The organism is Pseudarthrobacter sp. NIBRBAC000502771 (assembly GCF_006517215.1).
Classification (GTDB): domain Bacteria; phylum Actinomycetota; class Actinomycetes; order Actinomycetales; family Micrococcaceae; genus Arthrobacter; species Arthrobacter niigatensis.
Window position 1 is genome coordinate 2,686,739 of record NZ_CP041187.1, and the last position, 22,802, is coordinate 2,709,540.

The window sequence follows — 22,802 nt, forward strand, 5'->3', positions numbered from 1 at the left end:
CTGCTTGGTCTGTCGCAGGAATCTGCAGCATCCAACTGCCCCTGAAGCGTCAGTCAGGCGTTGCGCCGTGGGCGCAGCGCAAGGTGAATCAGTATCCGGCCCTGCTGGCCGAAATCCAACCGGCAAGGCTGAAATCCGGCTGCAGATCTGAACTGCAGCCCAGATCAAATCATCGCGTCCAGCTCCCAGTCTGGACGCCGTCGAGGGGGAAGGATCCTTCGTGACCGAAACCACTGAGCTGTCGCCAGCTGTGGAACACACAACTTCTGCTGCCGAATCATCGGCAGCACCCGCCAAGAGCAGCGGCCTTGCCGGCCTTAAGCTCGCCCAGCTGCAGGCCCTCGCCAGCCAGCTCGGTATCTCCGGCGGCTCCCGCATGCGCAAGGGGGACCTGGTCTCGGCCATCTCCGCCCACCGCGCAGGCAACCTGACCGTCAAGACCCCTGCCAAGGCAGCGGACAAGGCTTCGGAAAGCACCGTGGCTCCGGCTGCAGCCGCTCCGGAAGCAGCCACCGCAGAAGCTCCCGCCGCTGAAGGCACCCGTGCCCGCGGACGCGGCCGCAGCCGCCGCGCCGTCAGCGACGGCGTGGTAGCCCCGGCAGCCGAAGCTCCCGCCGTGGAAACCGCTGCGGCGCCTGCCACCGCGGCCGTTGAGGCGCCGTCGGCCGCCCCCGCGGAAAGCACCGAGGCATCCGAAGGCGCCCCCGAGCGCCGCCAGCCCCGCACCCGCAACCGCCGCCGCAGCGAAGCCGCTGCCGCCTCCATCCAGGAAGCGCCGGTGGAAACCCCGGCAGAACAGCCGGCAACGGAACAGCGTGCAGGCGAGCAGCGTGCAGGTGAACAGCGCACCGAAGCCCCCGCAGAAGCAGGGGACGCCGGGCAGCGCACCGAACGCCGCGATGGCGGCCGGACACGCGGCCGCGACAACACCCGCGATTCCGACGGCGGCCGCGACAACAGCGGCAGCCGCGACGCCGGCCAGCGCGACGGCGGCCGGGACAACCGGGACAACGACGACTCCGACGGCGGAAGCCGCCGCAACCGCCGCAACCGCCGCGACCGGAATGACCGCAACGACCGCTCCGGCGGCCAGGACCGGGACAACTCCCGCAACGACCGCTTCCGCGACCGCAACGACCGCCGCCGCGGCCGCAACCAGGGACCGGACGTGGACGACGTTGAGGTTACCGACGACGACGTCCTGCTGCCGGTTGCCGGCATCCTCGACGTTCTCGAGAACTACGCGTTTATCCGCACCTCCGGCTACCTGCCCGGCCCCAACGACGTCTACGTCTCCCTGGCCCAGGTCAAGAAGTACAACCTGCGCAAGGGCGACGCCGTGGTGGGTGCCATCCGTGCACCCCGCGAAGGCGAAGACCGCAGCCAGCAGTCCAACCGCCAGAAATTCAACGCCCTGGTGCGCGTTACGTCCGTCAACGGAAAGACGCCCGAAGAACTCAAGGACCGCGTCGAGTTCGCCAAGCTGGTTCCGCTCTACCCGTCGGAGCGCCTGCGCCTCGAGACCGACCCCAAGAAGATCGGTCCCCGCGTCATCGACCTCGTGGCCCCGATCGGAAAGGGCCAGCGCGGCCTGATCGTCTCCCCGCCCAAGGCCGGCAAGACGCTCATCCTGCAGTCCATCGCCAACGCCATCACCACCAACAACCCTGAGGTCCACCTCATGATGGTGCTGGTCGACGAACGGCCAGAAGAAGTCACGGACATGCAGCGCACCGTCAAGGGTGAGGTCATCGCCTCCACCTTCGACCGTCCCGCCGACGACCACACCACCGTGGCCGAACTCTCCATCGAACGCGCCAAGCGCCTGGTGGAAATGGGCATGGACGTGGTGGTCCTGCTGGACTCCATGACCCGCCTGGGCCGCGCCTACAACCTGGCAGCACCGGCCTCCGGCCGCATCCTGTCCGGTGGCGTGGACTCCGCAGCCCTCTACCCGCCCAAGCGCTTCTTCGGTGCCGCCCGCAACATCGAAAACGGCGGATCGCTCACCATCCTGGCCACCGCCCTCGTCGAGACTGGTTCCAAGATGGACGAGGTCATCTTCGAAGAGTTCAAGGGCACCGGCAATATGGAACTCCGCCTGTCCCGCCAGCTGGCCGACAAGCGCATCTTCCCGGCCGTGGATGTCAACGCATCCGGCACCCGCCGCGAAGAGAACCTGCTCTCGCCCGAAGAAGTCAAGATCATGTGGAAGCTGCGCCGCGTCCTCTCCGGACTCGAAACCCAGCAGAGCCTTGAGCTGCTCACCAACAAGATCCGGGAAACCCAGAGCAACGTCGAGTTCCTCATGCAGGTCCAGAAGACGACGCTTGGTGCTAAGTCGGATAACGACAAGTAGCTTCACCAGAGGCGGGGCCGACGCATTTTGCCGGCCCCGCCTTTGTCGTTCGGATTTTGCCGCCCCCGCCTTCGTCGTTCAGTTTTGCCGCCCCCGCCCCTTCGCTGGGCGGCTTCACGATCTTCGATCGTTTGCCGCCCAGCTCCGGCAGGCCCGATGCCACTCCCGGGGCGGCAAAACCGAACGCCTCCTCAGCAGGGTCGCCTGCCGTGCGTGGGCGCGGACTCACCGCCGCGGCCACGTCCCGTTTGTCACTAGACTTGTACAAGTCGAAAGAGGTTTTAAATGTTTGAGTCCGTACAGGGCCTGCTTGATGAGCATGACTCCATCCAGGCGCAGCTGGGGGATCCTGCTGTTTATGCTGACCAGCGGCTTGCCCGGAAGCTGGGGCGGCGGTCGGCTCAGCTCAATGGCATTGTTGAGGCTTACCACAAGTGGGAAGGCATCCGGGATGACCTTGCCGCGGCCAAGGAAATGGCGTCCGAGGATCCCGAGTTCGCTGCCGAGGTCCCTGAATTGGAGGCTGCCCTGGAAACTGCCGCGGCCAAGCTGCGGCGCCTGCTGATTCCCCGCGATCCCGACGACGCCCGCAACGTGATCCTCGAGGTCAAGGGCGGCGAAGGCGGCGACGAGGCTGCCCTGTTCGCCGGCGATCTGCTGCGCATGTACACCCGCTATGCGGAGTCCCGTGGCTGGAAGACCGAAATCATCTCCGCCACGGAGTCGGACCTGGGCGGGTACAAGGACGTCCAGGTGGCCGTCAAGGGCAACTCCAACGACCCCGCCGAAGGCGTGTACGCCCGGCTCAAGTTCGAAGGCGGTGTGCACCGCGTCCAGCGCGTGCCCGTCACTGAGTCCCAGGGCCGCATCCACACCTCCGCGGCCGGCGTGCTGGTCCTGCCCGAAGTGGACGAGCCCGAAGAGCTCGAAATCAACCAGAATGACCTCAAAATCGACGTCTACCGTTCCTCCGGCCCCGGCGGCCAGTCCGTCAACACCACGGACTCGGCCGTCCGCATCACGCACCTTCCCACCGGCATCGTCGTCGCGATGCAGAACGAGAAGTCCCAGCTCCAGAACCGCGAGGCCGGCATGCGCGTGCTCCGCGCCCGCATCCTGGCCCACCAGCAGGAGCAGATCGACGCCGAGAACTCGGCCCAGCGCAAGTCGCAGATCCGCACCATGGACCGCTCCGAGCGGATCCGCACCTACAACTACCCGGAAAACCGGATCGCGGACCACCGCACCGGCTACAAGGCGTACAACCTTGACCAGGTCATGAACGGCGACCTGGAACCGGTGATCCAGTCCGCGATCGAGATGGACGAACAGGCACGCCTGGACGCCATCGGCGACTAGTCCTCCCGGTATGAACGCGGGCCAGACCCTCGCCGAGGCCGTTAGCGCAGCCACGGCCGTCCTCCGCGACGCCGGCGTGCCCAGCCCCAGGGTGGACGCCGAGCTCCTGGCCGACCACCTGCTGAACGTGGGCCTCGGCCGGCTCCGCGCGCTGATGCTGGGCGACACGCCGGCTCCCGTCGGCTATTCGGAGCTGGTGGCCGAACGGGCCGGGCGGGTGCCGCTCCAGCACATCACCGGGGTGGCGCATTTCCGCTACCTGGAGCTGGCCGTGGGTCCTGGCGTGTTCATCCCGCGTCCGGAGACAGAATCGGTGGTGCAGTTGGCCATCGACCACGTCAAGGGGATGCAGGCTCCCCGGATCGTGGACCTCGGTACGGGCTCAGGCGCCATTGCGGGTTCGCTCGCTTCGGAGGTTCCCGGTGCCGAGGTGCACGCGGTCGAATTCAGCCCCTTTGCGCACGCCTGGGCCGCGAAAAACCTGGTGCCGCTCGGCGTGGACCTTGTCCTGGGGGACCTGCGCGACGCCTTTCAGGAACTCAACGGAAGCGTCGACGTCGTAGTATCCAACCCGCCATACATCCCGGCGGAAGCCATCCCCAACGAACCCGAAGTAGCGCTGCACGATCCGCCCGAGGCCTTGTATGGCGGGGGAGCGGACGGCATGGAACTTCCGACGGCGGCGGCAAAGTCCGCTGCCAGGCTGCTGCGGCCAGGGGGTTACTTCGTTATGGAACACGCCGAAGTGCAGTCCGGCTGGATTGCCGCAATGCTTGCCAGGACCGGAGCCTGGACGGACATCACGACGCACCTGGACCTCAACGGCAAGGACCGCGCCACCAGCGCCTTCCTCGCGGACCAGGCCACACGGAATGAAAGAATGGGCCAGTGACCACAACTTATGACTGCACCATTGAAGACGAGCGCGCCCGCGGCCTCGAGGACGCCCAGCGCGCCATCGGCGAAAAGAAGTGCGTCGTGCTCCCTACGGACACCGTGTACGGGATCGGCGCGGACGCGTTCTCGCCGCAGGCCGTGACCATGCTGCTGGTATCCAAAGGGCGGAGCCGCACCATGCCGCCGCCCGTCCTGATCCCGCGCATCAACGCGCTGGACGGCCTGGCCACCGAGGTGTCCGCGGAAGCGCGCAAGCTGGCTGAGGCCTTCTGGCCCGGTGGCCTGACACTGATCCTGCACGCTCAGCCGTCCCTCGACTGGGACCTGGGCGAAACCAAGGGGACCGTGGCACTGCGGATGCCCGCCGACGACGTTGCCCTCGAACTGCTGACCTTGACCGGCCCCCTCGCCGTGTCTTCAGCCAACCGCACCGGCCAGGCTCCGGCCCAGACTGCCGCCGCTGCCCGCGAGCAGCTGGCCGATTCCGTGGAGGTGTACCTGGAAGGTGGCCCGCGTCCCCTGGAGGGCGATCCCGGCGTCCCGTCCACCATCGTGGACGCCACCGGACCCGTCCTGCGCGTGGTGCGCGACGGAGCAGTGAGCCTTGACCAGCTCCGCGAGCACGTCCCCGGAGTCCTTGGCCTGGGGGAGGACCCTACTCCTGCCGGAGATGCAGGCGCCGCGCCGGCAGGCGATGCGCAGGACGGCGACGTCCCGGCGTCGGAAGCCGGCTCGTCCGCCGTGACGGCGCCGGACACCGAATCCACCGCCCCTGCCGGGGACCAGCAGCCGTGATGACGCTGGAGCGCCAGCAGGTCCCGGTCCTGGGCGTGCATGCCACTCCGTTGCGGGTCCCCGAGCTGGTGGCGGAACTGGGCAGCTTCATAGCGGAGGGAGCCACCCGCACGGTCCTGGGCCACAACCTGCACAGCGTCACGCTGGCCTTGTCCGACGACGGCTTCCGCAGGCTCTACGAGGAAAGCGACGTGGTGCTCCTGGACGGGGCACCGGTGCTGTGGCTGTGGGGGAGGACCGGCAACGCCGACGGGCCCGTCATGGACTACCGGCTGGGGTCCACCGACTGGCTGCCGTCCCTGGACCAGGTTCAGGGACTGGAACGGATTGCCGTGATCGGCGCCGGCGTTGAGGCGAATGCGGGGGCAGTCAGCCGGCTCCAGGACATCGTTCCCGGCGCACGCGTGTCCGGATTCCCCGGTGAAGGATGGGGCCCTGGCCTGGAAGACGCAGCCGTTGCCTGGCTGCACCGTGAACAACCGCAGCTGGTCCTGCTGGGACTGGGCATGCCGCTCCAGGAGGAAGTGATGCAGCGGCGGCTCGCTGACATGCCCCCTGCTGTGTACTGCGCAGTGGGCGGTGCCATCGAGCAGCTTGCGGGGGTCCAGAAGCTGGCCCCGCGGTGGCTGGGCCGCATGGGGCTGGAATGGGCATGGCGCCTGCTCCTGCATCCGCGCCGGGTCGCGTACCGCGTGCTGGGAGAGCCTTGGGTCCTGCTGTGGCTCCTGGTTGGCCGCAGGCTCAGGAAGTCCGGACTGGACAGGTAAGCGGGCCCCGGAGGCAGCGCCGGCGGGCTTTTCCTAGAACTTTTGCTCTTCGAGCGGGGCGAAGCCCTTGCCGCGCAGCCCGGTGGTGAACGACCGCGCCCACCCCAGGAAGCCCGGTAGGTCCCGGTGCTGCAGGAAGTAGCCCAGGTAGCCGCCCACGTCGGCCACGAAGGAGCGCACCCTGAAGTAGCGGCGGATGAGGTAGCCGCGGTTCCGGTAGTAGTAGAAGCGCTTGAAGGCGGAGTCCGGGACGATCACGTGCCAGCGTGCGCCGTAGACATGCTGCGTTTCCCCGAAGGCGTGCGGGTGTGTGATGGCGGTGGTGGTGACGGTGCCGAAGCGGATCCCGGCCTTCCGCAGCCGGATGGTGAAATCAACTTCATCGCCGCGGATGAAGAGCCGCATGTCCGGCAGGCCCACCTTGAAGAAGACGTCCGAGCGGATCAGTGCACCGTTGAAGAAGTGCCCGTCGTCCGGCAGGAATCCGAGTTTCTCCACCTCCGCCCGGTCGTGCGTGACCTTGCCGTCAAGGCGGAAGAAGAAGGACAGCCGGTCCGGGTGGCCGGGCGCCGTGACCAAGGGGACCACGGCCTCCAGGTCGCGTGCTTCAGCCTCTCGAAGCAGCGTGGCGAGGCATTCCGGATCTACCGGCTCGGCGTCGTCGTCCATCATCCAGATCCAGCGGGCACCGCTGGCCACTGCCTTGAGGGCGGCCAGCGCGAACCCGCCGGCGCCGCCCAGGTTGGCTTCAGAGCGGACATAGTCCACGTTGGGATGGGCCGCCGCCACATCCGCGGCCGGGGTGGTGCCGCTGTCCACCAGGCAGATCGTGTCGACGTGACGGCTCTGGGCGTTGATCGCGTCCAGCAGGACGGACAGTTCCTTGGGCCGGTCGAACGTCACGGCGGCAACCGCAATGCGGGGGGTCATGGGGGTCCTTTCAGCATGGCTGCCAGGGAGTTCCCCGCCGGTAGTGCGCCCGTGTGGCGCGGAGCCATGGTGCCGGTGGCACTAGTATCTTTGACTAGAGTCCACTGTAATACAGCCCTGTAAGGCGCTGCGCGTATGTCTGTGCGCAATGCCTGCTGCGCGCTCGGCGACGGAGAAGTTTCATTTATCGACGAACAGATTCCCGGCCCGTGAGCCCTCCCACCCCCAACCGGCTGCCGCCGCAGCTGAGCGGTTCTGGCACCACCACTCCCGGAGCGGTAGCCATCCCATGATCATGTACCTGCTCATGGGCCTCACCGCCGCCATCGTCTCCTACGCGGCCACGTGGGGCGCCCGCGTCGTGGGGCACAGGCTCGAGCTGCACCTGCCCATCCGCAGCCGGGACATGCACTCAACGCCCGTGTCCAGGCTGGGCGGCCTGGCCATTTTCCTGGGCGTCATGGTGGCGCTGGTTGTTGCCAGCCAGTCCTTCTTCGTCAAGGACATTTACCGGAACAACTTTTCGCCGTGGGGCGTGCTGGCAGGGGCGGCCGTGATCGTCCTGGTCGGTGTGGCTGACGACCTGCTGGACATCCGCTGGTGGGTGAAGCTGATCGGCCAAAGTGCTGCGGGCCTCACGGTGGCGATCTGGGGCGTCCAGATGACCATCGTCCCGTGGGTGCCGGAGCCAATCTACCTCCAGGACGGAACGCTGCGGATAGTGCTGACCGCCGGGCTGATCGTCACCACCATGAACGCCTTCAACTTCATCGACGGGCTGGACGGCCTGGCCGCGGGCGTTGCCATCATTGGCGGCACGGCTTTCTTCATCACCGCATACTGGGTCCACCGCAACGCGGTGCTGCTGGATTATTCGGACCTGGCAACCCTCATAACCGCGGTCCTCGTGGGCGGGTGCCTGGGCTTCCTGCCGCACAACTTCTTTCCCTCGAAGATCTTCATGGGCGACTCCGGTGCCATGCTGATCGGGCTCCTCATGGCGTCGGCCGGCGTTGTGTCGACGGGGCAGATTACCTCCGGGCTCTATGACCGCGCCAACGGTATTTCCACCGTCATTCCCATTCTGCTTCCCTTCGCTGTCCTGTTCCTCCCGCTGCTGGACCTTGGACTGGCCGTCGTTCGCCGGACGGCCCGCGGCCGGTCGCCCTGGTCCGCAGACCGCGGACACCTGCACCACAAACTGCTGGACATCGGCTATTCGCACCGCACTGCCGTGATCCTGATGTACCTCTGGACCGCCGTGCTCTCCTTCGGCGGCCTGGCGTTCGCCGTCTTCCCCTGGCACATTGTGCTTGCCGTGGACATCTTTGCCACGTTGGTCATGGGACTGGTGACCGCCTGGCCCTACCTGTCCCGCGGCAGTAGCGAAACCACGGCGTAACGGCGGTTCTGAATTATTTCTATCTCGTGTAGAATTTAGGGGCAGCCCAAGTTGCCACTCCACCCACTGCCTCCTGGCGATCTGCCATGTGGTGCCGACGATGGGATCGCATGACCTCCAACGCCGAATCCGGATCTGCCTCCGGCAATGGACCCGTTGGTACGTCCGGTCCCACCCGTTCGCTCTGGCTGAACCTGCTCAAGCGCAGCTCGATTGCCGCCACGGCAGGGCTTGTGCTCTGCGCAGTTCCGGCCGGCATCCTCAATGGGGCAACCGGGGCGGTGTCCAGTTTCCTGGGTGGCCTGCTGGTGATGCTCTTCTTCGGCATCAGCCTGCTGGTGGGGCACTTCGTGGGACGCCGCAACCCCTCCGGTGCAATCGGGATGTTCGTAGCCACCTACTTCATCAAGGTCGTCGGTTTTGCCGTCGTCCTGTTCGTTATAGGTGCTCCGGAGTGGCTTCATGGCCGGTGGTTCATCATCGGCGCCGTTGTGGCTGTCGTCTTGTGGCAGGCCGCGGAGATCCATGGCTTCAGCAGGGCACGCCTCCAGATCTACAACGATCCAGAAGACAAGGGAGCATCCGATGCGTGATCCGAAAAAAACCGCACGCGCCGCACATGGCAAGCGCGGCCCACACGGCTCCGCAGAGGTTTCTTCCGACGCATCCACCGATGGCGGCTACAACGCTGGAATGGCTGTATTCAGCTACATCATTGGCGGAATCATCGTCTGGAGTTTGATAGGGTGGGGACTGGATTATCTGTGGGGAACGCGCTGGATTGTGCTCGCAGGCGCTCTGCTTGGAGCCGTCGGAGGTTTCTACCTTTCCCACATGCATGGCCTCACCAGTTCCCGCAAAAATGCTGATGGGCGCCATGCTCCCAGCGCACCGTCCCAGGACGGAGAAGATAATGCCAAATAATTTCACAGGGGGAACAGCAGGCTGTCAGGCTGCCGGACCCCGCCCAACGCCCAATGATGGACACTGCAGAGAGGAAACGCGTTGATCGCGCTTGCGCTCCCGGCCCAAGATTCAGGAGAGTTCACTCCTCCTGGTATTAACGAAATGCATTTGCCGGCAATCCTGCCGTGGGGTGCCGCAGAAGGATTCTCCAAGCAGATGCTGCTGGTCCTCCTCTCTGTCGTCTTTATCGCCGTCTTCTTCGTGCTCGCAGCACGCAAGCAGCAGCTGGTACCCGGCAAGCTCCAGTTCGCCGGCGAAGCCGCCTACGGCTTCGTCCGCAACGGCATCGCCAAGGACATCATCGGCGGCCGGGACTTCATCAAGTACGTCCCCCTGCTGTTCAGCCTGTTCTTCTTCATCCTGGTCAACAACATCTACGGCGCCATTCCGGTGTTCCAGCTCCCCACGTTCTCGCACGTGGGTGGAGCGTACGTGCTGGCCGGCCTGGTGTACATCACCTGGATCGCCATCGGCGTCAAGAAGAACGGCATCCGCTACTTCAAGCTGGCCACCGTTCCCTCGGGCGTGCCGTGGTACATCCTGCCAATCGTTATCCCGATCGAAATCATCTCCAACTTCGTTGTCCGGCCCGTCACGCACAGCCTCCGTCTGTTCGCGACCATGCTCGCCGGCCACCTGATCGTGATGATCGCCGGTTCCGGCATCGAGTACCTGATCATGCAGGAGAACTTCCTGCTGAAGGGCACCTCGGTCCTGGTCCTTGCCGGTGCCATCGCCATGTACATGCTTGAAGCCCTGATCATGGTCCTGCAGGCTTATGTCTTCACGCTGCTGACCGCGATCTACATCGAAGGTGCACTGCACGCCGACAGCCACTAGGCACGCTGCCGGGGCAGCACGCTCCGGCCGCACACCACAGTCTTCCCCTTGCGGGGATGAAGCAACCCAAACAACCTGCCACACAGAGTGGCATCTTGAAAGGAAAAAAAATGGAAGGCTCCATCAACGGCTCCCTCAACCTCATCGGCTATGGCCTCTCGGCTATCGGCGGTGGTATCGGTGTGGGTCTCGTGTTCGCTGCCTACATCAACGGCGTTGCGCGCCAGCCGGAAGCCCAGCGCGTCCTGCAGCCGATCGCATTCCTCGGCCTGGCCCTGACCGAAGCACTCGCCATCCTGGGCCTGGTCTTCGCTTTCGTTCTCAAGTAAACCCTTCAGAACTTCAGCGAACATTCAGAACCTAGTAGATAAGGACGGGTGAAATATGCATCAGCTGATCATCTCAGCCGCCGCTGAAGGCGACGTCAACCCCCTTGTTCCCAATGGCTGGGAAATGCTGGTTGTCTTCGTGGGCTTTGCCATCCTCTTCTTCATCGTGGTCAAGTATGTTGTCCCGATGTTCGAGAAGACCTTCGCAGAGCGTGCCGAGGCCATCGAAGGCGGCATCGCCAAGGCTGAAAAGGCCCAGGCTGAGGCGTCTGCTGCACTCGAAGAGTACAAGCAGCAGCTGACCGACGCCCGCACCGAAGCCAACCGCATCCGTGAGGAAGCCCGCGCCGAAGGTGCCCAGATCCTCGCGGATCTCAAGGAAAAGGCAGCCGCAGAGTCTGCCCGCATCACCGCGCAGGCCCACGCACAGATCGAATCCGAGCGCCAGGCGGCCGTTGTGTCACTGCGCTCCGAGGTTGGCACCCTGGCCACCACCCTTGCCGGCCGCATCGTGGGCGAGTCCCTCGACGACGACGCACGCGCAGCACGGGTCGTGGACCGTTTCCTGGCAGATCTGGAGTCCCAGAACGCAGGTGCAGCTAAGTAATGGCAGGCGTATCGAGCGAATCGCTGGCAACAGCCCTTGCCGCTTTGGAAGCCAAGCTTCCTACGGCGTCGCTGCAGCTGGCAAAGGAACTCTTCGGAATTCTGGGAATGGTGGACAGCTCGGCTGGCTTGCGCCGTGCCCTGACTGACCCCTCCCGCAGCGGTGACGAAAAGTCGGCGCTGGTGAGGCAGCTGGTTAGCGGAAAAGTCTCCGCTGATGCTGCTGAGATCGCGGGCGGACTGGCCAGCTCACGCTGGGCATCGGCGCGTGACATCGGCGATGCACTCGAGACTCTTGCCGCAACGGTGGTCATTTCCGTTGCCGAAAACAAGTCGGCCGTTTCTGCCTCCGGAATCACTGGCCTGGAAGAGCTGGAAAACGATCTGTTTTCCTTCAACCAGGCTGTTGCCTCCAGCCACGAGGTACAACGTGCTCTGTCCGAACCGCAGGCAAGTGCCGCAGCGAAGGCTGCCCTTGCCGGGAAACTGGTACCCGGTGTGAGCGAGGAAGCAAAAGTCCTCATCAGCCAGGCAGTCAGCCAGCCCCGCGGTATCAAGCCCACCAGGCTTGTGGAGCGGTTCGCCGAGCTGGCGGCCAAGCGGCAGCAGCGCTGGATTGCAACGGTCAGCGTAACCCGCCCGTTGTCGCAGACGCAGCTGGAACGCCTCCAGGCAGGCCTGAATGCACTGTACGGGCGGGAATTGAAGGTCAACATCAACGTTGACCCCGCGCTCATTGGCGGAATCCGTGTCCAGGTGGGTGACGAAGTGCTCGACGCTTCCGTCCTTACCCGGCTGGGTGAGCTGCAACGCCAGCTGGCCGGCTAGCCGGACAAGCACAACCAAACTGATAGAAACCCCGGTCACCGTTTGCGGTGATCACAAACAGGAGAGCAGGGACTGCAGATGGCCGAATTGACCATCAACGCCGACGACGTCCGTAATGCGTTGAACGAGTTCGCGGCGTCCTACGAACCCGGAAACGCAGAGCGCGTAGAGGTTGGCCGTGTAACGACCGCAGGTGACGGCATCGCCCGTGTTGAGGGCCTTCCCTCGGTCATGGCGAATGAGCTTCTTCGCTTCGAAGACGGCACGCTGGGCCTGGCCCAGAACCTTGACGTCCGCGAGATCGGTGTCATTATCCTCGGTGACTTCCAGGGCATCGAAGAAGGCCAGGAAGTGCACCGGACCGGTCAGGTTTTGTCCGTTCCGGTTGGCGACGCCTTCCTTGGCCGTGTAGTTGACCCCTTGGGCCAGCCCATGGACGACCTTGGCGAGATCAAGGCGGAGACCACCCGCGCGCTGGAGCTGCAGGCTCCGGGCGTGACCCAGCGCAAGTCGGTGCACGAGCCGATGCAGACCGGCCTCAAGGCCATTGACGCGATGATCCCGATCGGCCGCGGCCAGCGCCAGCTGATCATTGGCGACCGCCAGACCGGCAAGTCGGCCATTGCGATCGACACCATCATCAACCAGAAGGCCAACTGGGCTTCAGGCGATGTCACCAAGCAGGTGCGCTGCATCTACGTTGCCATTGGCCAGAAGGCGTCCACCATCGCCGCCATCCGCCAGACCCTCGAGGACAACGGCGCGCTGGAGTACACCACCATCGTGGCCTCTCCTGCGTCCGACCCCGCAGGCTTCAAGTACCTGGCACCGTATGCAGGCTCGGCTATCGGCCAGCACTGGATGTACGGCGGCAAGCACGTCCTGATCGTGTTTGATGACCTGTCCAAGCAGGCCGAGGCATACCGCGCCGTGTCGCTGCTGCTCCGCCGCCCACCGGGACGCGAAGCCTACCCGGGCGACGTCTTCTACCTGCACTCCCGCCTGCTGGAGCGTTGTGCCAAGCTCTCCGACGAGCTCGGTGCCGGCTCCATGACGGGCCTGCCGCTGATCGAGACCAAGGCGAACGACGTGTCCGCCTACATCCCGACCAACGTCATCTCCATCACCGATGGCCAGATCTTCCTGCAGTCGGACCTCTTCAATGCCAACCAGCGCCCCGCTGTTGACGTGGGTGTCTCGGTGTCCCGCGTTGGCGGTGCCGCCCAGGTCAAGTCCATGAAGAAGGTCTCCGGTACTTTGAAGCTGGACTTGGCCCAGTACCGCGACATGCAGGCGTTCGCGATGTTCGCATCCGACCTGGACGCAGCATCCCGCCAGCAGCTGACCCGTGGCGCCCGCCTGATGGAACTGCTCAAGCAGGGCCAGTACTCACCGTTCCCGGTCGAGGACCAGGTCGTCTCCATCTGGGCCGGCACCAACGGCTACCTGGATGACGTTCCCGTCGAGGACATCAGCCGCTTCGAGGCTGAGTTCCTGGAGCACCTGCGCCACAAGTCCTCGATCCTGACCACGCTGGCCCAGACCAACGTGCTGGACGACGACACCGTTGCTGCCCTCAAGTCCTCCATCGTGGACTTCAAGAAGGGCTTCTTCGGCGAGGGTGACAACCACCTGGTAGGCGCCGGCCACGAGGAGCATGACGCTATCTCCGAGGGCGAAGTCGACCAGGAAAAGATCGTCAAGCAGAAGCGCTAGTTCCGCATCGCCGGGTGTGCCGGGCCCCAGGGTCCGGCACACCCGGCTACGGAATGTTAGGAAAGGATAAGTATGGGAGCCCAGATCCGGGTCTACCGCCAGAAGATCAGCTCGACCACGTCGATGCGCAAGATCTTCAAAGCGATGGAACTGATCGCTACCTCGCGCATCGGGAAGGCCCGTGCGCGCGTAGCAGCTTCACTGCCTTACGCGAACGCGATCACGCGCGCCGTTTCTGCTGTCGCCAGCCAAAGCGAAATCGACCACCCGCTGACCACTGAGCCGGAGCAGATCCGCCGTGCCGCCGTCCTGGTAATCACCTCGGACCGTGGCCTGGCAGGTTCCTACTCCGCGAGTGTGCTCAAGCAGGCGGAAGGTCTCTTCGAGCTGCTCCACGACGAAGGCAAGGAAGTCAAAACCTACCTCGTGGGCCGCAAGGCCCAGGCGTACTTCGATTTCCGGAACCGCGAGTACTCGCGGGTCTGGACCGGAGGAACCGACGCTCCAGAGTTCGCCACCGCCCGTGAAATCGGCGAAGCGCTGCTGGCAGACTTCGCAACCGACTTCGAAGAGGGCGGCGTGGACGAAATCCATGTTGTCTACACCCGCTTCAAGTCCATGGTTACACAGGAGCCGACGGTCATCCGCCTGCTTCCGCTGGAAGTAGTGGAAGAACAGGCTGCTTCCGAATCGGATCTCCTGCCGCTGTACGAGTTCGAGCCGGAAACTGAGCGTGTCCTTGACGCCCTGCTCCCGCGTTACATCGAATCCCGTATCTTCGCAGCCATGCTGCAGGCGGCGGCGTCCGAGCTTGCCGCCCGCCAGCGGGCGATGAAGTCCGCAGGCGACAACGCAACGGACCTGATCAAGAAGTACACGCGCCTGCGCAACACGGCCCGCCAGGCCGAAATTACGCAGGAGCTTTCTGAGATTGTTGCAGGTGCCGACGCTCTCGCGTCGTAGCCTCCGGCCCCTCGGTTCCGCGTAACCAGCACCACCACAGATAGACTTAAACCCACGCCATCTACTGAATGAAGTGAGAGAGATGACTGCCACTGCTACCGAACACGTAGCCGCAACGTCCGGTGCAACCGGCCGTATTGCGCGCGTAATCGGCCCGGTTGTCGACGTCGAATTCCCGGCTGACGCAATCCCGTCGATCTACAATGCCCTCACCACCGAGATCACTCTCAACGGTGAGACCAAGACCATCACCTTCGAAGTTGCGCTGCACCTCGGCGACAACCTTATCCGTGCCATCTCGCTGCAGGCGACCGACGGCCTGGTCCGCGGGACCGGCGTCATTGACACCGGTGCCCCGATCTCCGTTCCCGTAGGCGACGGCGTCAAGGGCCACATCTTCAACGTGCTGGGCCAGCCCCTGGACGTTGCCGAGTCTGAGCTGGACGTCAGCGAACGCTGGCCCATCCACCGCAAGGCCCCCAGCTTCGCTTCGCTCGAAGGCTCCACCGAGATGCTCGAGACCGGCATCAAGGTCATCGACCTCCTGACCCCCTACATCAAGGGTGGAAAGATCGGCCTCTTCGGCGGCGCCGGCGTGGGCAAGACCGTTCTGATCCAGGAAATGATCACCCGTGTTGCCCGCAACTTCGGTGGTACTTCCGTGTTCGCCGGTGTTGGCGAGCGTACCCGTGAGGGCAACGACCTCTGGGTGGAAATGGAAGAGGCAGGCGTCCTCAAGGACACCGCCCTTGTGTTCGGCCAGATGGACGAGCCGCCGGGAACGCGCCTCCGCGTGGCCCTGTCCGCGCTGACCATGGCGGAGTACTTCCGCGATGTGCAGAACCAGGACGTGCTGCTCTTCATCGACAACATCTTCCGGTTCACCCAGGCAGGTTCCGAGGTTTCCACCCTGCTGGGCCGCATGCCTTCGGCCGTGGGCTACCAGCCCAACCTGGCCGATGAGATGGGCCTCCTGCAGGAGCGCATCACCTCCACCAAGGGCCACTCCATCACCTCGATGCAGGCCATCTACGTTCCCGCAGATGACTACACCGACCCGGCCCCGGCCACCACCTTCGCGCACCTGGATGCGACCACGGAACTTTCCCGTGAAATCGCCTCCCGTGGCCTGTACCCGGCCGTGGACCCCCTGACGTCCACGTCCCGTATCCTGGATCCCCAGTACATCGGCAAGGACCACTACAACACGGCTGTCCGCGTGAAGCAGATCCTGCAGAAGAACAAGGAACTCCAGGACATCATCGCCATCCTCGGTGTCGACGAACTCTCCGAAGAAGACAAGATCGTGGTGTCGCGTGCACGCCGCATCCAGCAGTTCCTGTCGCAGAACACCTACACAGCCAAGCAGTTCACCGGCGTCGAGGGCTCCACGGTTTCCATCAAGGACACCGTGGAGGGCTTCGCAGCCATCTGCGACGGCGAGCTGGACCACATCGCGGAGCAGGCGTTCTTCAACGTCGGCGGCCTCGATGACGTTGAGCGCCAGTGGGCCAAGATCCAGGAACAGACCAAGTAATATGGCTGAGCTTGAGGTTGAGATTGTCGCAGCGGACCACTTCGTGTGGTCCGGAGCGGCCAAGATGGTCAAGGCCCGCACCAGCGATGGTGAAATCGGAATCCTGCCCGGCCACTCGCCCCTGCTGGCGATCCTGGCCGAAGGTGAACTGGCAATCCAGCCGGTATCCGGGGACCGTATTGCGGTGGATGTGGACGGCGGGTTCTTCTCCGTTGACAACAACCGCGTGGTGATCGTTGCTGACAACGCCCAGCTGGGCGGCTCGGCTACCGCTGGGATCCGCTAGCACGACCTTGATGGACGCACCGGGTATTTCGTTCATCGCACTGGCAATCGTTTTCGGATTGCTGATATTTGCACTGTGCCTTTCGGGGGTGCGCCGCTTCAACCTGCGGCGTGCCCTCGGCACGGTGGACGCCTCCATTTGCGTAGCTGGGAACAGCTGGCAGATGGGGGTTTGTCGTTATCAGGACAATGACCTTGAGTGGTTCAGGCTCATCTCCCTCAGCGTCCGGCCCAAATACACGTTCAAGCGCAGTTCCCTCGAGCTGCTGGGACGCAGGAAACCGACCGAAGCCGAGGCTGTCAAAGTCCAGCCCGACGTGGTGATCGTCGAACTCCGCTACGAGGGGCAGGACCTGCACTTCGCCATGAAATTCGACGCCTATACGGGTCTTTCGTCCTGGCTGGAAGCAGGCCCGGTCATCGGCGTGGGGACCTGGCGCTAGCCAACGTGGACTGGTTTTCAGACATCCGGCTTACGGACGGTCCACTCTATGGAACCGTCCTGGTATTGGGAGTTGGCGGCGCAGCCTACCTTCTGGTGCCGCCCTGGCGCGCCTCCGAAGATGCCGCCATGCGCACCAGGGCCTGGGCAATCCGTGTCTTCAGTGCAGTAGCCGCGGCGTTCGTGCTGGTGGCAACAGTCCACTGGGTCATGATCAACGTGCTCACCGTCTTCCCGGAGGACATTCCCGGTCCCGTTCTCCTTTGGTTCGTGCCGGCTGTTTCCGCTGTCATCCTGGGCATCCTGAGAATGCCGCGGACCAGCTGGCTGCATTACGGAACAGGTTTCCTGGCCGCAGTCCTGGTGGTGCTTCTCTCAGCGATCCAGATCAACGCCTATTTTGGCCTGAACAGGACGGTCAGTGACCTGATGGGGACGGCACTGGCCCGCATCCCGGTGCTCGAGCAGGATTTGATGCGGCACGCGGGCGAACCAGACGGTGCCCCGCTTCAAGGCTGGAAGCCGGAGGGGGACTTGCCCGCGGGCGGCGAGTTGCGGAAGACCGCCATCCCCGGCCCGGCTTCCGGGATGACGACCCGTGATGCTTTTATCTACTTTCCGCCGGCCTACTTTGCCGCCAACCGGCCGGCGCTGCCGGTATTGGTCCTGGTGGCCGGGCAGCCGGGCGGCCCTGCCGACTGGCTTACGGGGGGCGCCCTCCGCGGCCACATGGATTCCTTCGCCGCCGCACACGGGGGAGTGGCCCCGGTGGTGGTCATCCCGGACCCCAATGGATCACAGTCCGCCAACACCATGTGCATGGACAGCCGGATCGCCAACGCGGACACGTACCTGTCACAGGACGTGCCACGCTGGATCAGTTCCACCCTCGCGGTGGACACCAACCACCGCCACTGGGCCGTGGGCGGGTTTTCCTTCGGCGGCACGTGCGCTGTCCAGATGGGGACGCGGCATCCGGATATCTACGCCGACGTGCTGGCATTTTCCAGTGAAGCCGAACCCGCCATTGCCAAGGAACGGCAGAAGACCATCGACGCAGCCTTTCCCGGAAACCCCGATGAATTCATCAAGCAGACTCCTCTGGAGATCATGAAACACCAACGCTTCGAGTCCAGCGGCATGTACCTCACTGCAGGCCAGAACGATCCGGAGTTCGTGGGGAACCTCCACACCCTGGCCGCAGCCGCCGGGAATGCGGGCTTCACCGTGCAGGCCCACGAGGTGGAACATACCGGCCACTCCTGGGACACATCGTCCAAGCGCTTTGCTGACGCGCTGCAGTTCCTCGGCAGCCAGTGGGGCCTGCAGTGGTGAGCACCAGGAAACCGGACCGCACGATGGTGCTGATGTGGTCCGCCGTCGGCCGGCCGGCAGTCCAGCAGGTGTTTGGCACGCTGAAATCCATGCCCTTCACGCTGGGCGTGGTGGTCGCCTTCCTGGCCGCCGCTGCCTTGACCGGGAGCTTCCTGGACGGTCCCCCGGAGCGGCTGCTGGGGCTCGCCTCCGTCAGCGGACCCGGCCTGCGGGACGGCAAATGGTGGTCCCTGTTCACCAGCCTCTTCTTTGCCACGAATCCGCTGGCCTACCTCAGCGCGTCACTGATGATCGTCCTGCTGCTCGGACTCGCCGAGCGCAAGCTGGGCCGCCGCGCCGCCGTCGGACTCTTCTTCGGCGGCCAGTTTGTTGCCGTGACTGTGTTCCTCCTGGTGACGCAGCTGGCGGTGTACGTGGGCGACGGCTGGCTGGACAAGATGGTCGATGACAGCCTGATCGGACCCTACGCTCCGGTACTGACGGCGGGCCTGGCGGCGAGTGCCCGGATCACGCTGCTGTGGCAGCGCCGGCTCCGCACCGCAGTGCTGTCCATCTCGATCCTGTTGGTCCTCTATGTCGGTCACGCCGAAACGGTGATAGGCCTTATCGGTGCCCTGCTGGGCCTCCTGGCGGGCTGGTGGATCCAGGGCGACCAGGGCCGGCTCCACCGCCACCGGTCCACCGGCCGCGAGACCAGGAACCTGCTGGCCCTCACGGTCGCAGTCTTCGCAGTGGGCCCCATCCTGACGGGAATCACGCGCGCGCCCACCGGACCGCTGGCGCTGCTGCGGGATGTGGTGCTCAGTCCGATGCCCACGCTCAGCCAACTGGTCTTCAACTGCGGGGCCACCGTTGATGCTTCATGCCTGGAGACGGGGAGGGCAGGGTTTGCCGGGCCGTTCGGACTGGCCCTGGCCGTGGTGCCGGTGATCCTGTTGCTGATCTGCGCCGACGGCATGCGGCGGGGACGGCGCCTGGCGCTCAGCATAGCCCTGGCCATCCAGCTGGCGGTCACGGCCCTGGCAGCCGTCTACCTTGCCCTCTTCGCCCTCGTTCCCTCGCGCCTCCAGGGGACCCATGCGACCCCGCTGGCTTCGGCCTTTGCCCATGTGCTTCCCCTGGTGGTTGTCCCCTTGCTGCTGGCGGTGGTCCTGTGGCTGAACCGCCGCCAGTTCCGCGTGCAGACGCGCCCGGGCGCCCGCCGCACCCTCGGGGCCGTTGTCTGTGGAACGTGGCTCGTCCTGGCGGGCTCCTACACCGTTGCCTGGTTCTGGTCCGGCGGCCTGGCCCGCGACGGCGGGCTGCTGGGCCTCTTCGCAGAGTTGGCCCGGCAATACGTCCCGGTGCCCATCCCGCAGCACTTCCGCAGGGCGTTCCCGGAGCGGGACAGCGCCGAAGCCATCCTGTTTGCCTACTCCGGTCCCGTGTTCTGGCTGGTGGCGCTGATCGCCGTCTGGTGGGTGCTCGTCGGGCGGCACCACGGGCTGAACTTCGGACGGCAGGACAAGGACCGTGCCCGCCAACTGCTGCACCAGGGCGGCGGCCCCCTGTCCTGGATGGCGTTGTGGGAGCCCAACACGTACTGGTTCAGCCCGGACGGTGCTGGGGCCGTTGCCTTCCAGCAGCACGGGACGGTGGCCCTGACCCTGGGCGGTGCCTTTGGTGACCGCAAGGCGGAACAGCGGGTCACGGAGGGGTTCCTGGATTACTGCCGCAGCCAGGCGCTGGTCCCGGCCCTGTATTCCTGCGACGACACGCTGTGGCCGGCACTCAAGGAACGGGGCTTCTCGCGCGTGGCGGTGGCACAGGAGACCCGGCTGGCGCTGAACGAACTGGAGTTCAAGGGCAAGGAGTGGCAGAACGTCAGGACGGCGCTGAACCGTGCCACCAAACTGGGCGTGCATGCAGTGTGGGGCTCCTACCATTCGCTGCCGGCGGCACTGCGGTCGCGGCTGAACGAAGTGTCGGAAGAATGGGCAGCCAGCAAGTCCGTGCCGGAAATGGGGTTCACCCTCGGGGGAGTGGACGAACTCGATGACGAGGAAGTGCTCTGCTGCCTCGCCGTGGACGGCAACGGTGCGGTTCACGGGGTAACCAGTTGGCTTCCGGTGTACGACGGCGGCCGGCTGGTCAGCAGGACGCTGGACGTTATGCGCCGGGGCAGCGAGGGCTTCCCGGGAGTGATGGAATTCCTGATCGCCTCCGCAGTCCTGGAGTTGCGCGATTCGGTGGACATGATTTCGCTGTCCGGCTCGCCCCTTGCCAGCCGTCCGGAGGCCCAGCACACCCGGGCCGGGGAGCCGGAGGCAGAGGGGACAGGGGATGATGCCGGAACGGAGGACGGGACCGCCACCGACGAGGGCGCGCAGAACCTGGTACGGATCCTCGACCTGGTGGGCCACGCGCTGGAGCCGGTCTACGGCTTCCGTTCCCTGGCAGCGTTCAAGTCCCGGTTCAAGCCTGAGTACCGGGCACTCTACCTGTACTACCAGGACCCACTCCATCTGCCGGCGATCGGGAGGGCGCTGACCCGTGCCTACCTGCCGGGGCTTTCCCTGGCGCAGGGCGCCCGGCTGGTCCGCAAGCTGGTTACCTGAGCGGCTCCACGGCCGTGAAGGCCTTATGGCCCAAAGCGATTAATTTGCATTTGCTGTGCCTATTTACAGACAAACAAATGATCCCCGGGAAATTTCCCGGGGATCATTTGTTGAAGCTTTCGGCCGCAAATGTGCGGCCGGCGGCTGCTAGACCAGCGTCACGCCGGTAGCCTGGGGACCCTTGGCGCCCTGGCCGATTTCGAACTGAACGCGCTGGTTCTCGTCGAGGGTCTTGAAGCCGCCGGTCTGGATCTCGGAGTAGTGAACGAAGACATCGCCATCGGAGTCGTCCGGGGTGATGAAGCCGAAGCCCTTTTCAGCGTTGAACCACTTGACGGTTCCCTGTGCCATTTATTTCTCCTCATTGTGGAACTTTTTAAGACCAACACACCGCGTGCCGGCCTTGGTCACTCCGCGAGAAGAATCCTGGTTTGCCTTTTCCGGGAAGGATCCGGCGTTGCAGGAGCTTCGCGCTCGCAACATGTCTTGCGAGCATGAAAAACACCTACACAAAGACTGAGACAAGAATTTCATGCCCGTTCCCGCAGGTCAACGGCCCGGCCGGTAAAAAGGAGAAAATTTGGGTAAAAAGCAGGTGACACGGAAGATACCTTCATACAAGCGCCAATTAGGTGCCCAAAGCAACAAAGGTGAATTCCTAGAAGAGCCTGGATTCGCTGTCGTCCACCCCGCGCATGGCGTCATAGTCCAGGGTGATGCAGTCGATCCCCCGGTCGTTGGCAAGGACCTTTGCCTGTGGCTTGATCTGCTGCGCGGCGAAGATTCCGCGGACAGGTGCCAGCAGGGGGTCGCGGTTGAGCAGTTCCAGGTACCGGGTCAGCTGCTCCACGCCGTCGATGTCGCCGCGGCGCTTGAGTTCGATGGCAACGGTGGCGCCGTCTGCGTCCCGGGCCAGGATGTCCACGGGGCCGATCGCCGTAAAGTACTCGCGCCTGATCAGGGAGTAGCCCTGGCCCAGCGTTTCAATCTGTTCGGCCAGCAGCCGCTGCAGGTCCGCTTCCACGCCGTCCTTGATCAGCCCGGGGTCAACGCCGAGGTCGTGGGAGGACTCGCTGACCTTCTCGTGGATGTTGATGATCAGCCGATCGTCGGTCTTGGCGGACTGCACGGTCCACTGCTCCACCACGCCCAGTTCCAGGTCCACTTCGTCGGGGGACGAGACGCGCAGCGTCGCCGGCGGGCTCATCCAGTTCAGCGGCTTGTAGGAGCCGCCGTCGGAATGCACCAGCACGGACCCGTCCGCCTTCACCAGCAGGAGCCGGGTGGCAAGGGGGAGATGGGCCTTAAGCCGGCCAACGTAATCAACGGAGCAATGGGCTATGACGAGTCGCACGCCGTACAGACTATCGCGTGGACCAGGCGGGCCGTGCCCGACGGCGGACGGCCTGGTGGGGCGGGCGGGGGACCTGCGGCGCGGCGTGGGCGGGGGATCCGCTGGGGCAGAATGGATATATGCCGCGTTCCAACCGTCCCCGCCGTCCTGCTTCCGGCAAGGGCCCCGTTTCGGGCCGCGGTGCAGGGCGGAAGGGGAGTGCGGACGTTCCCGAGCTGGACCTTGAACGCGCACGCGCCGGCATCGCCCGGCGTGAAAGCGCCCCCGACGGCGAGTGGATGGTCCGGACCATGACCGCCAAGAACGCCGAGAAGACCTACATCTGCCCGGAATGCTCCACGGCCGTCCTGCCCGGTGTTGCGCACCTGGTGGTGTGGAAGGACGACCACCTCTTTGGGGCGGCTGCCGGCCTGGCGGAACGGCGGCACTGGCACACCAACTGCTGGATGACGCGCAGCTACCGCTACCGCTGACCCGCTCGGGGCTGGACGGGCT

At 64.8% G+C, this 22,802-nt stretch carries 23 protein-coding genes; 20 read left to right on the forward strand and 3 right to left on the reverse strand.

Annotated elements, in window-relative coordinates; all coding sequences use genetic code 11:
* Nucleotides 1-220 precede the first annotated feature (220 nt).
* From rho to NIBR502771_RS12585, 5 genes are all read left to right on the forward strand, one after another.
* Complete coding sequence (rho, locus tag NIBR502771_RS12565) at nt 221-2,359, forward strand: transcription termination factor Rho (RefSeq protein WP_141160047.1); 2,139 nt, start codon at nt 221-223, stop codon at nt 2,357-2,359.
* A gap of 285 nt (nt 2,360-2,644) precedes the next feature.
* Complete coding sequence (prfA, locus tag NIBR502771_RS12570) at nt 2,645-3,718, forward strand: peptide chain release factor 1 (protein WP_141160048.1); 1,074 nt, start codon at nt 2,645-2,647, stop codon at nt 3,716-3,718.
* Nucleotides 3,719-3,728: 10 nt separating this feature from the next.
* Nucleotides 3,729-4,610: a peptide chain release factor N(5)-glutamine methyltransferase gene (prmC, locus tag NIBR502771_RS12575; protein ID WP_141160049.1), complete on the forward strand. Its 882-nt coding sequence runs from the start codon at nt 3,729-3,731 to the stop codon at nt 4,608-4,610.
* Nucleotides 4,607-5,410: an L-threonylcarbamoyladenylate synthase gene (locus NIBR502771_RS12580; protein WP_141160050.1), complete on the forward strand. Its 804-nt coding sequence runs from the start codon at nt 4,607-4,609 to the stop codon at nt 5,408-5,410. Before prmC ends, NIBR502771_RS12580 begins: the two co-directional genes overlap by 4 nt.
* On the forward strand, nt 5,410-6,177 hold the full coding sequence (locus NIBR502771_RS12585) for a WecB/TagA/CpsF family glycosyltransferase (protein WP_141160051.1): 768 nt from the start codon (nt 5,410-5,412) through the stop codon (nt 6,175-6,177). Before NIBR502771_RS12580 ends, NIBR502771_RS12585 begins: the two co-directional genes overlap by 1 nt.
* 33 nt (nt 6,178-6,210) lie before the next feature.
* On the opposite strand, the gene NIBR502771_RS12590 is transcribed toward NIBR502771_RS12585, so the two are convergent.
* Nucleotides 6,211-7,107, reverse strand: coding sequence for a glycosyltransferase (locus NIBR502771_RS12590; protein WP_141160052.1), 897 nt, complete (start codon nt 7,105-7,107; stop codon nt 6,211-6,213).
* Nucleotides 7,108-7,396: 289 nt separating this feature from the next.
* Here NIBR502771_RS12590 and NIBR502771_RS12595 point away from each other — a divergent pair, with 289 nt between their 5' ends.
* From NIBR502771_RS12595 to NIBR502771_RS12660, 14 genes are all read left to right on the forward strand, one after another.
* Nucleotides 7,397-8,509 (forward strand): MraY family glycosyltransferase, encoded by a 1,113-nt coding sequence (locus NIBR502771_RS12595; protein WP_141160053.1) that lies wholly within the window; start codon nt 7,397-7,399, stop codon nt 8,507-8,509.
* A gap of 110 nt (nt 8,510-8,619) precedes the next feature.
* Nucleotides 8,620-9,102, forward strand: coding sequence for a hypothetical protein (locus NIBR502771_RS12600; RefSeq protein ID WP_141160054.1), 483 nt, complete (start codon nt 8,620-8,622; stop codon nt 9,100-9,102).
* Nucleotides 9,095-9,433 carry an AtpZ/AtpI family protein gene (locus NIBR502771_RS12605; RefSeq protein ID WP_141160055.1) on the forward strand — a complete coding sequence of 113 codons (339 nt, stop codon included), beginning with the start codon at nt 9,095-9,097 and terminating at the stop codon, nt 9,431-9,433. The genes NIBR502771_RS12600 and NIBR502771_RS12605 overlap by 8 nt, the downstream gene beginning before the upstream one ends.
* Nucleotides 9,434-9,514: 81 nt before the next feature.
* The gene (gene atpB, locus NIBR502771_RS12610) at nt 9,515-10,315 is read left to right on the forward strand and encodes a F0F1 ATP synthase subunit A (RefSeq protein WP_141160056.1); all 801 of its coding nucleotides are present in this window, start codon (nt 9,515-9,517) and stop codon (nt 10,313-10,315) included.
* Nucleotides 10,316-10,425: 110 nt separating this feature from the next.
* Entirely contained in the window at nt 10,426-10,644 is a 219-nt protein-coding gene (atpE, locus tag NIBR502771_RS12615; RefSeq protein WP_003804776.1) for an ATP synthase F0 subunit C, read from the forward strand.
* 55 nt (nt 10,645-10,699) lie between these two features.
* Nucleotides 10,700-11,251 carry a F0F1 ATP synthase subunit B gene (locus tag NIBR502771_RS12620; protein WP_141160057.1) on the forward strand — a complete coding sequence of 184 codons (552 nt, stop codon included), beginning with the start codon at nt 10,700-10,702 and terminating at the stop codon, nt 11,249-11,251.
* Nucleotides 11,251-12,078: a F0F1 ATP synthase subunit delta gene (locus NIBR502771_RS12625; RefSeq protein ID WP_141160058.1), complete on the forward strand. Its 828-nt coding sequence runs from the start codon at nt 11,251-11,253 to the stop codon at nt 12,076-12,078. Before NIBR502771_RS12620 ends, NIBR502771_RS12625 begins: the two co-directional genes overlap by 1 nt.
* Nucleotides 12,079-12,156: 78 nt before the next feature.
* Nucleotides 12,157-13,794, forward strand: a complete 1,638-nt coding sequence (atpA, locus tag NIBR502771_RS12630) for a F0F1 ATP synthase subunit alpha (RefSeq protein WP_141160059.1) — start codon at nt 12,157-12,159, stop codon at nt 13,792-13,794.
* Between the two features lie 72 nt (nt 13,795-13,866).
* A complete protein-coding gene (locus tag NIBR502771_RS12635; protein WP_141160060.1) occupies nt 13,867-14,757 on the forward strand; it encodes a F0F1 ATP synthase subunit gamma in 891 nt (296 codons plus the stop codon).
* A gap of 82 nt (nt 14,758-14,839) precedes the next feature.
* Nucleotides 14,840-16,294, forward strand: coding sequence for a F0F1 ATP synthase subunit beta (gene atpD, locus NIBR502771_RS12640; RefSeq protein WP_110541032.1), 1,455 nt, complete (start codon nt 14,840-14,842; stop codon nt 16,292-16,294).
* A gap of 1 nt (nt 16,295) precedes the next feature.
* Nucleotides 16,296-16,580 (forward strand): F0F1 ATP synthase subunit epsilon, encoded by a 285-nt coding sequence (locus NIBR502771_RS12645; RefSeq protein WP_018760117.1) that lies wholly within the window; start codon nt 16,296-16,298, stop codon nt 16,578-16,580.
* Between the two features lie 10 nt (nt 16,581-16,590).
* On the forward strand, nt 16,591-17,022 hold the full coding sequence (locus NIBR502771_RS12650) for a DUF2550 domain-containing protein (protein ID WP_141160061.1): 432 nt from the start codon (nt 16,591-16,593) through the stop codon (nt 17,020-17,022).
* A 5-nt stretch (nt 17,023-17,027) separates the two neighbouring features.
* Nucleotides 17,028-18,356, forward strand: coding sequence for an esterase family protein (locus tag NIBR502771_RS12655; RefSeq protein ID WP_141160062.1), 1,329 nt, complete (start codon nt 17,028-17,030; stop codon nt 18,354-18,356).
* Between the two features lie 23 nt (nt 18,357-18,379).
* The gene (locus NIBR502771_RS12660; RefSeq protein ID WP_141161539.1) at nt 18,380-20,953 is read left to right on the forward strand and encodes a bifunctional lysylphosphatidylglycerol flippase/synthetase MprF; all 2,574 of its coding nucleotides are present in this window, start codon (nt 18,380-18,382) and stop codon (nt 20,951-20,953) included.
* Between the two features lie 147 nt (nt 20,954-21,100).
* Here NIBR502771_RS12660 and NIBR502771_RS12665 read toward each other — a convergent pair whose 3' ends face one another.
* Both NIBR502771_RS12665 and nucS read right to left on the reverse strand, forming a co-directional pair.
* The gene (locus tag NIBR502771_RS12665; protein ID WP_011692441.1) at nt 21,101-21,304 is read right to left on the reverse strand and encodes a cold-shock protein; all 204 of its coding nucleotides are present in this window, start codon (nt 21,302-21,304) and stop codon (nt 21,101-21,103) included.
* A gap of 307 nt (nt 21,305-21,611) precedes the next feature.
* Nucleotides 21,612-22,307, reverse strand: coding sequence for an endonuclease NucS (nucS, locus tag NIBR502771_RS12670; protein WP_141160063.1), 696 nt, complete (start codon nt 22,305-22,307; stop codon nt 21,612-21,614).
* Between the two features lie 119 nt (nt 22,308-22,426).
* Here nucS and NIBR502771_RS12675 point away from each other — a divergent pair, with 119 nt between their 5' ends.
* Nucleotides 22,427-22,780, forward strand: a complete 354-nt coding sequence (locus NIBR502771_RS12675; protein ID WP_141160064.1) for an ATP/GTP-binding protein — start codon at nt 22,427-22,429, stop codon at nt 22,778-22,780.
* Nucleotides 22,781-22,802: the final 22 nt, after the last annotated feature.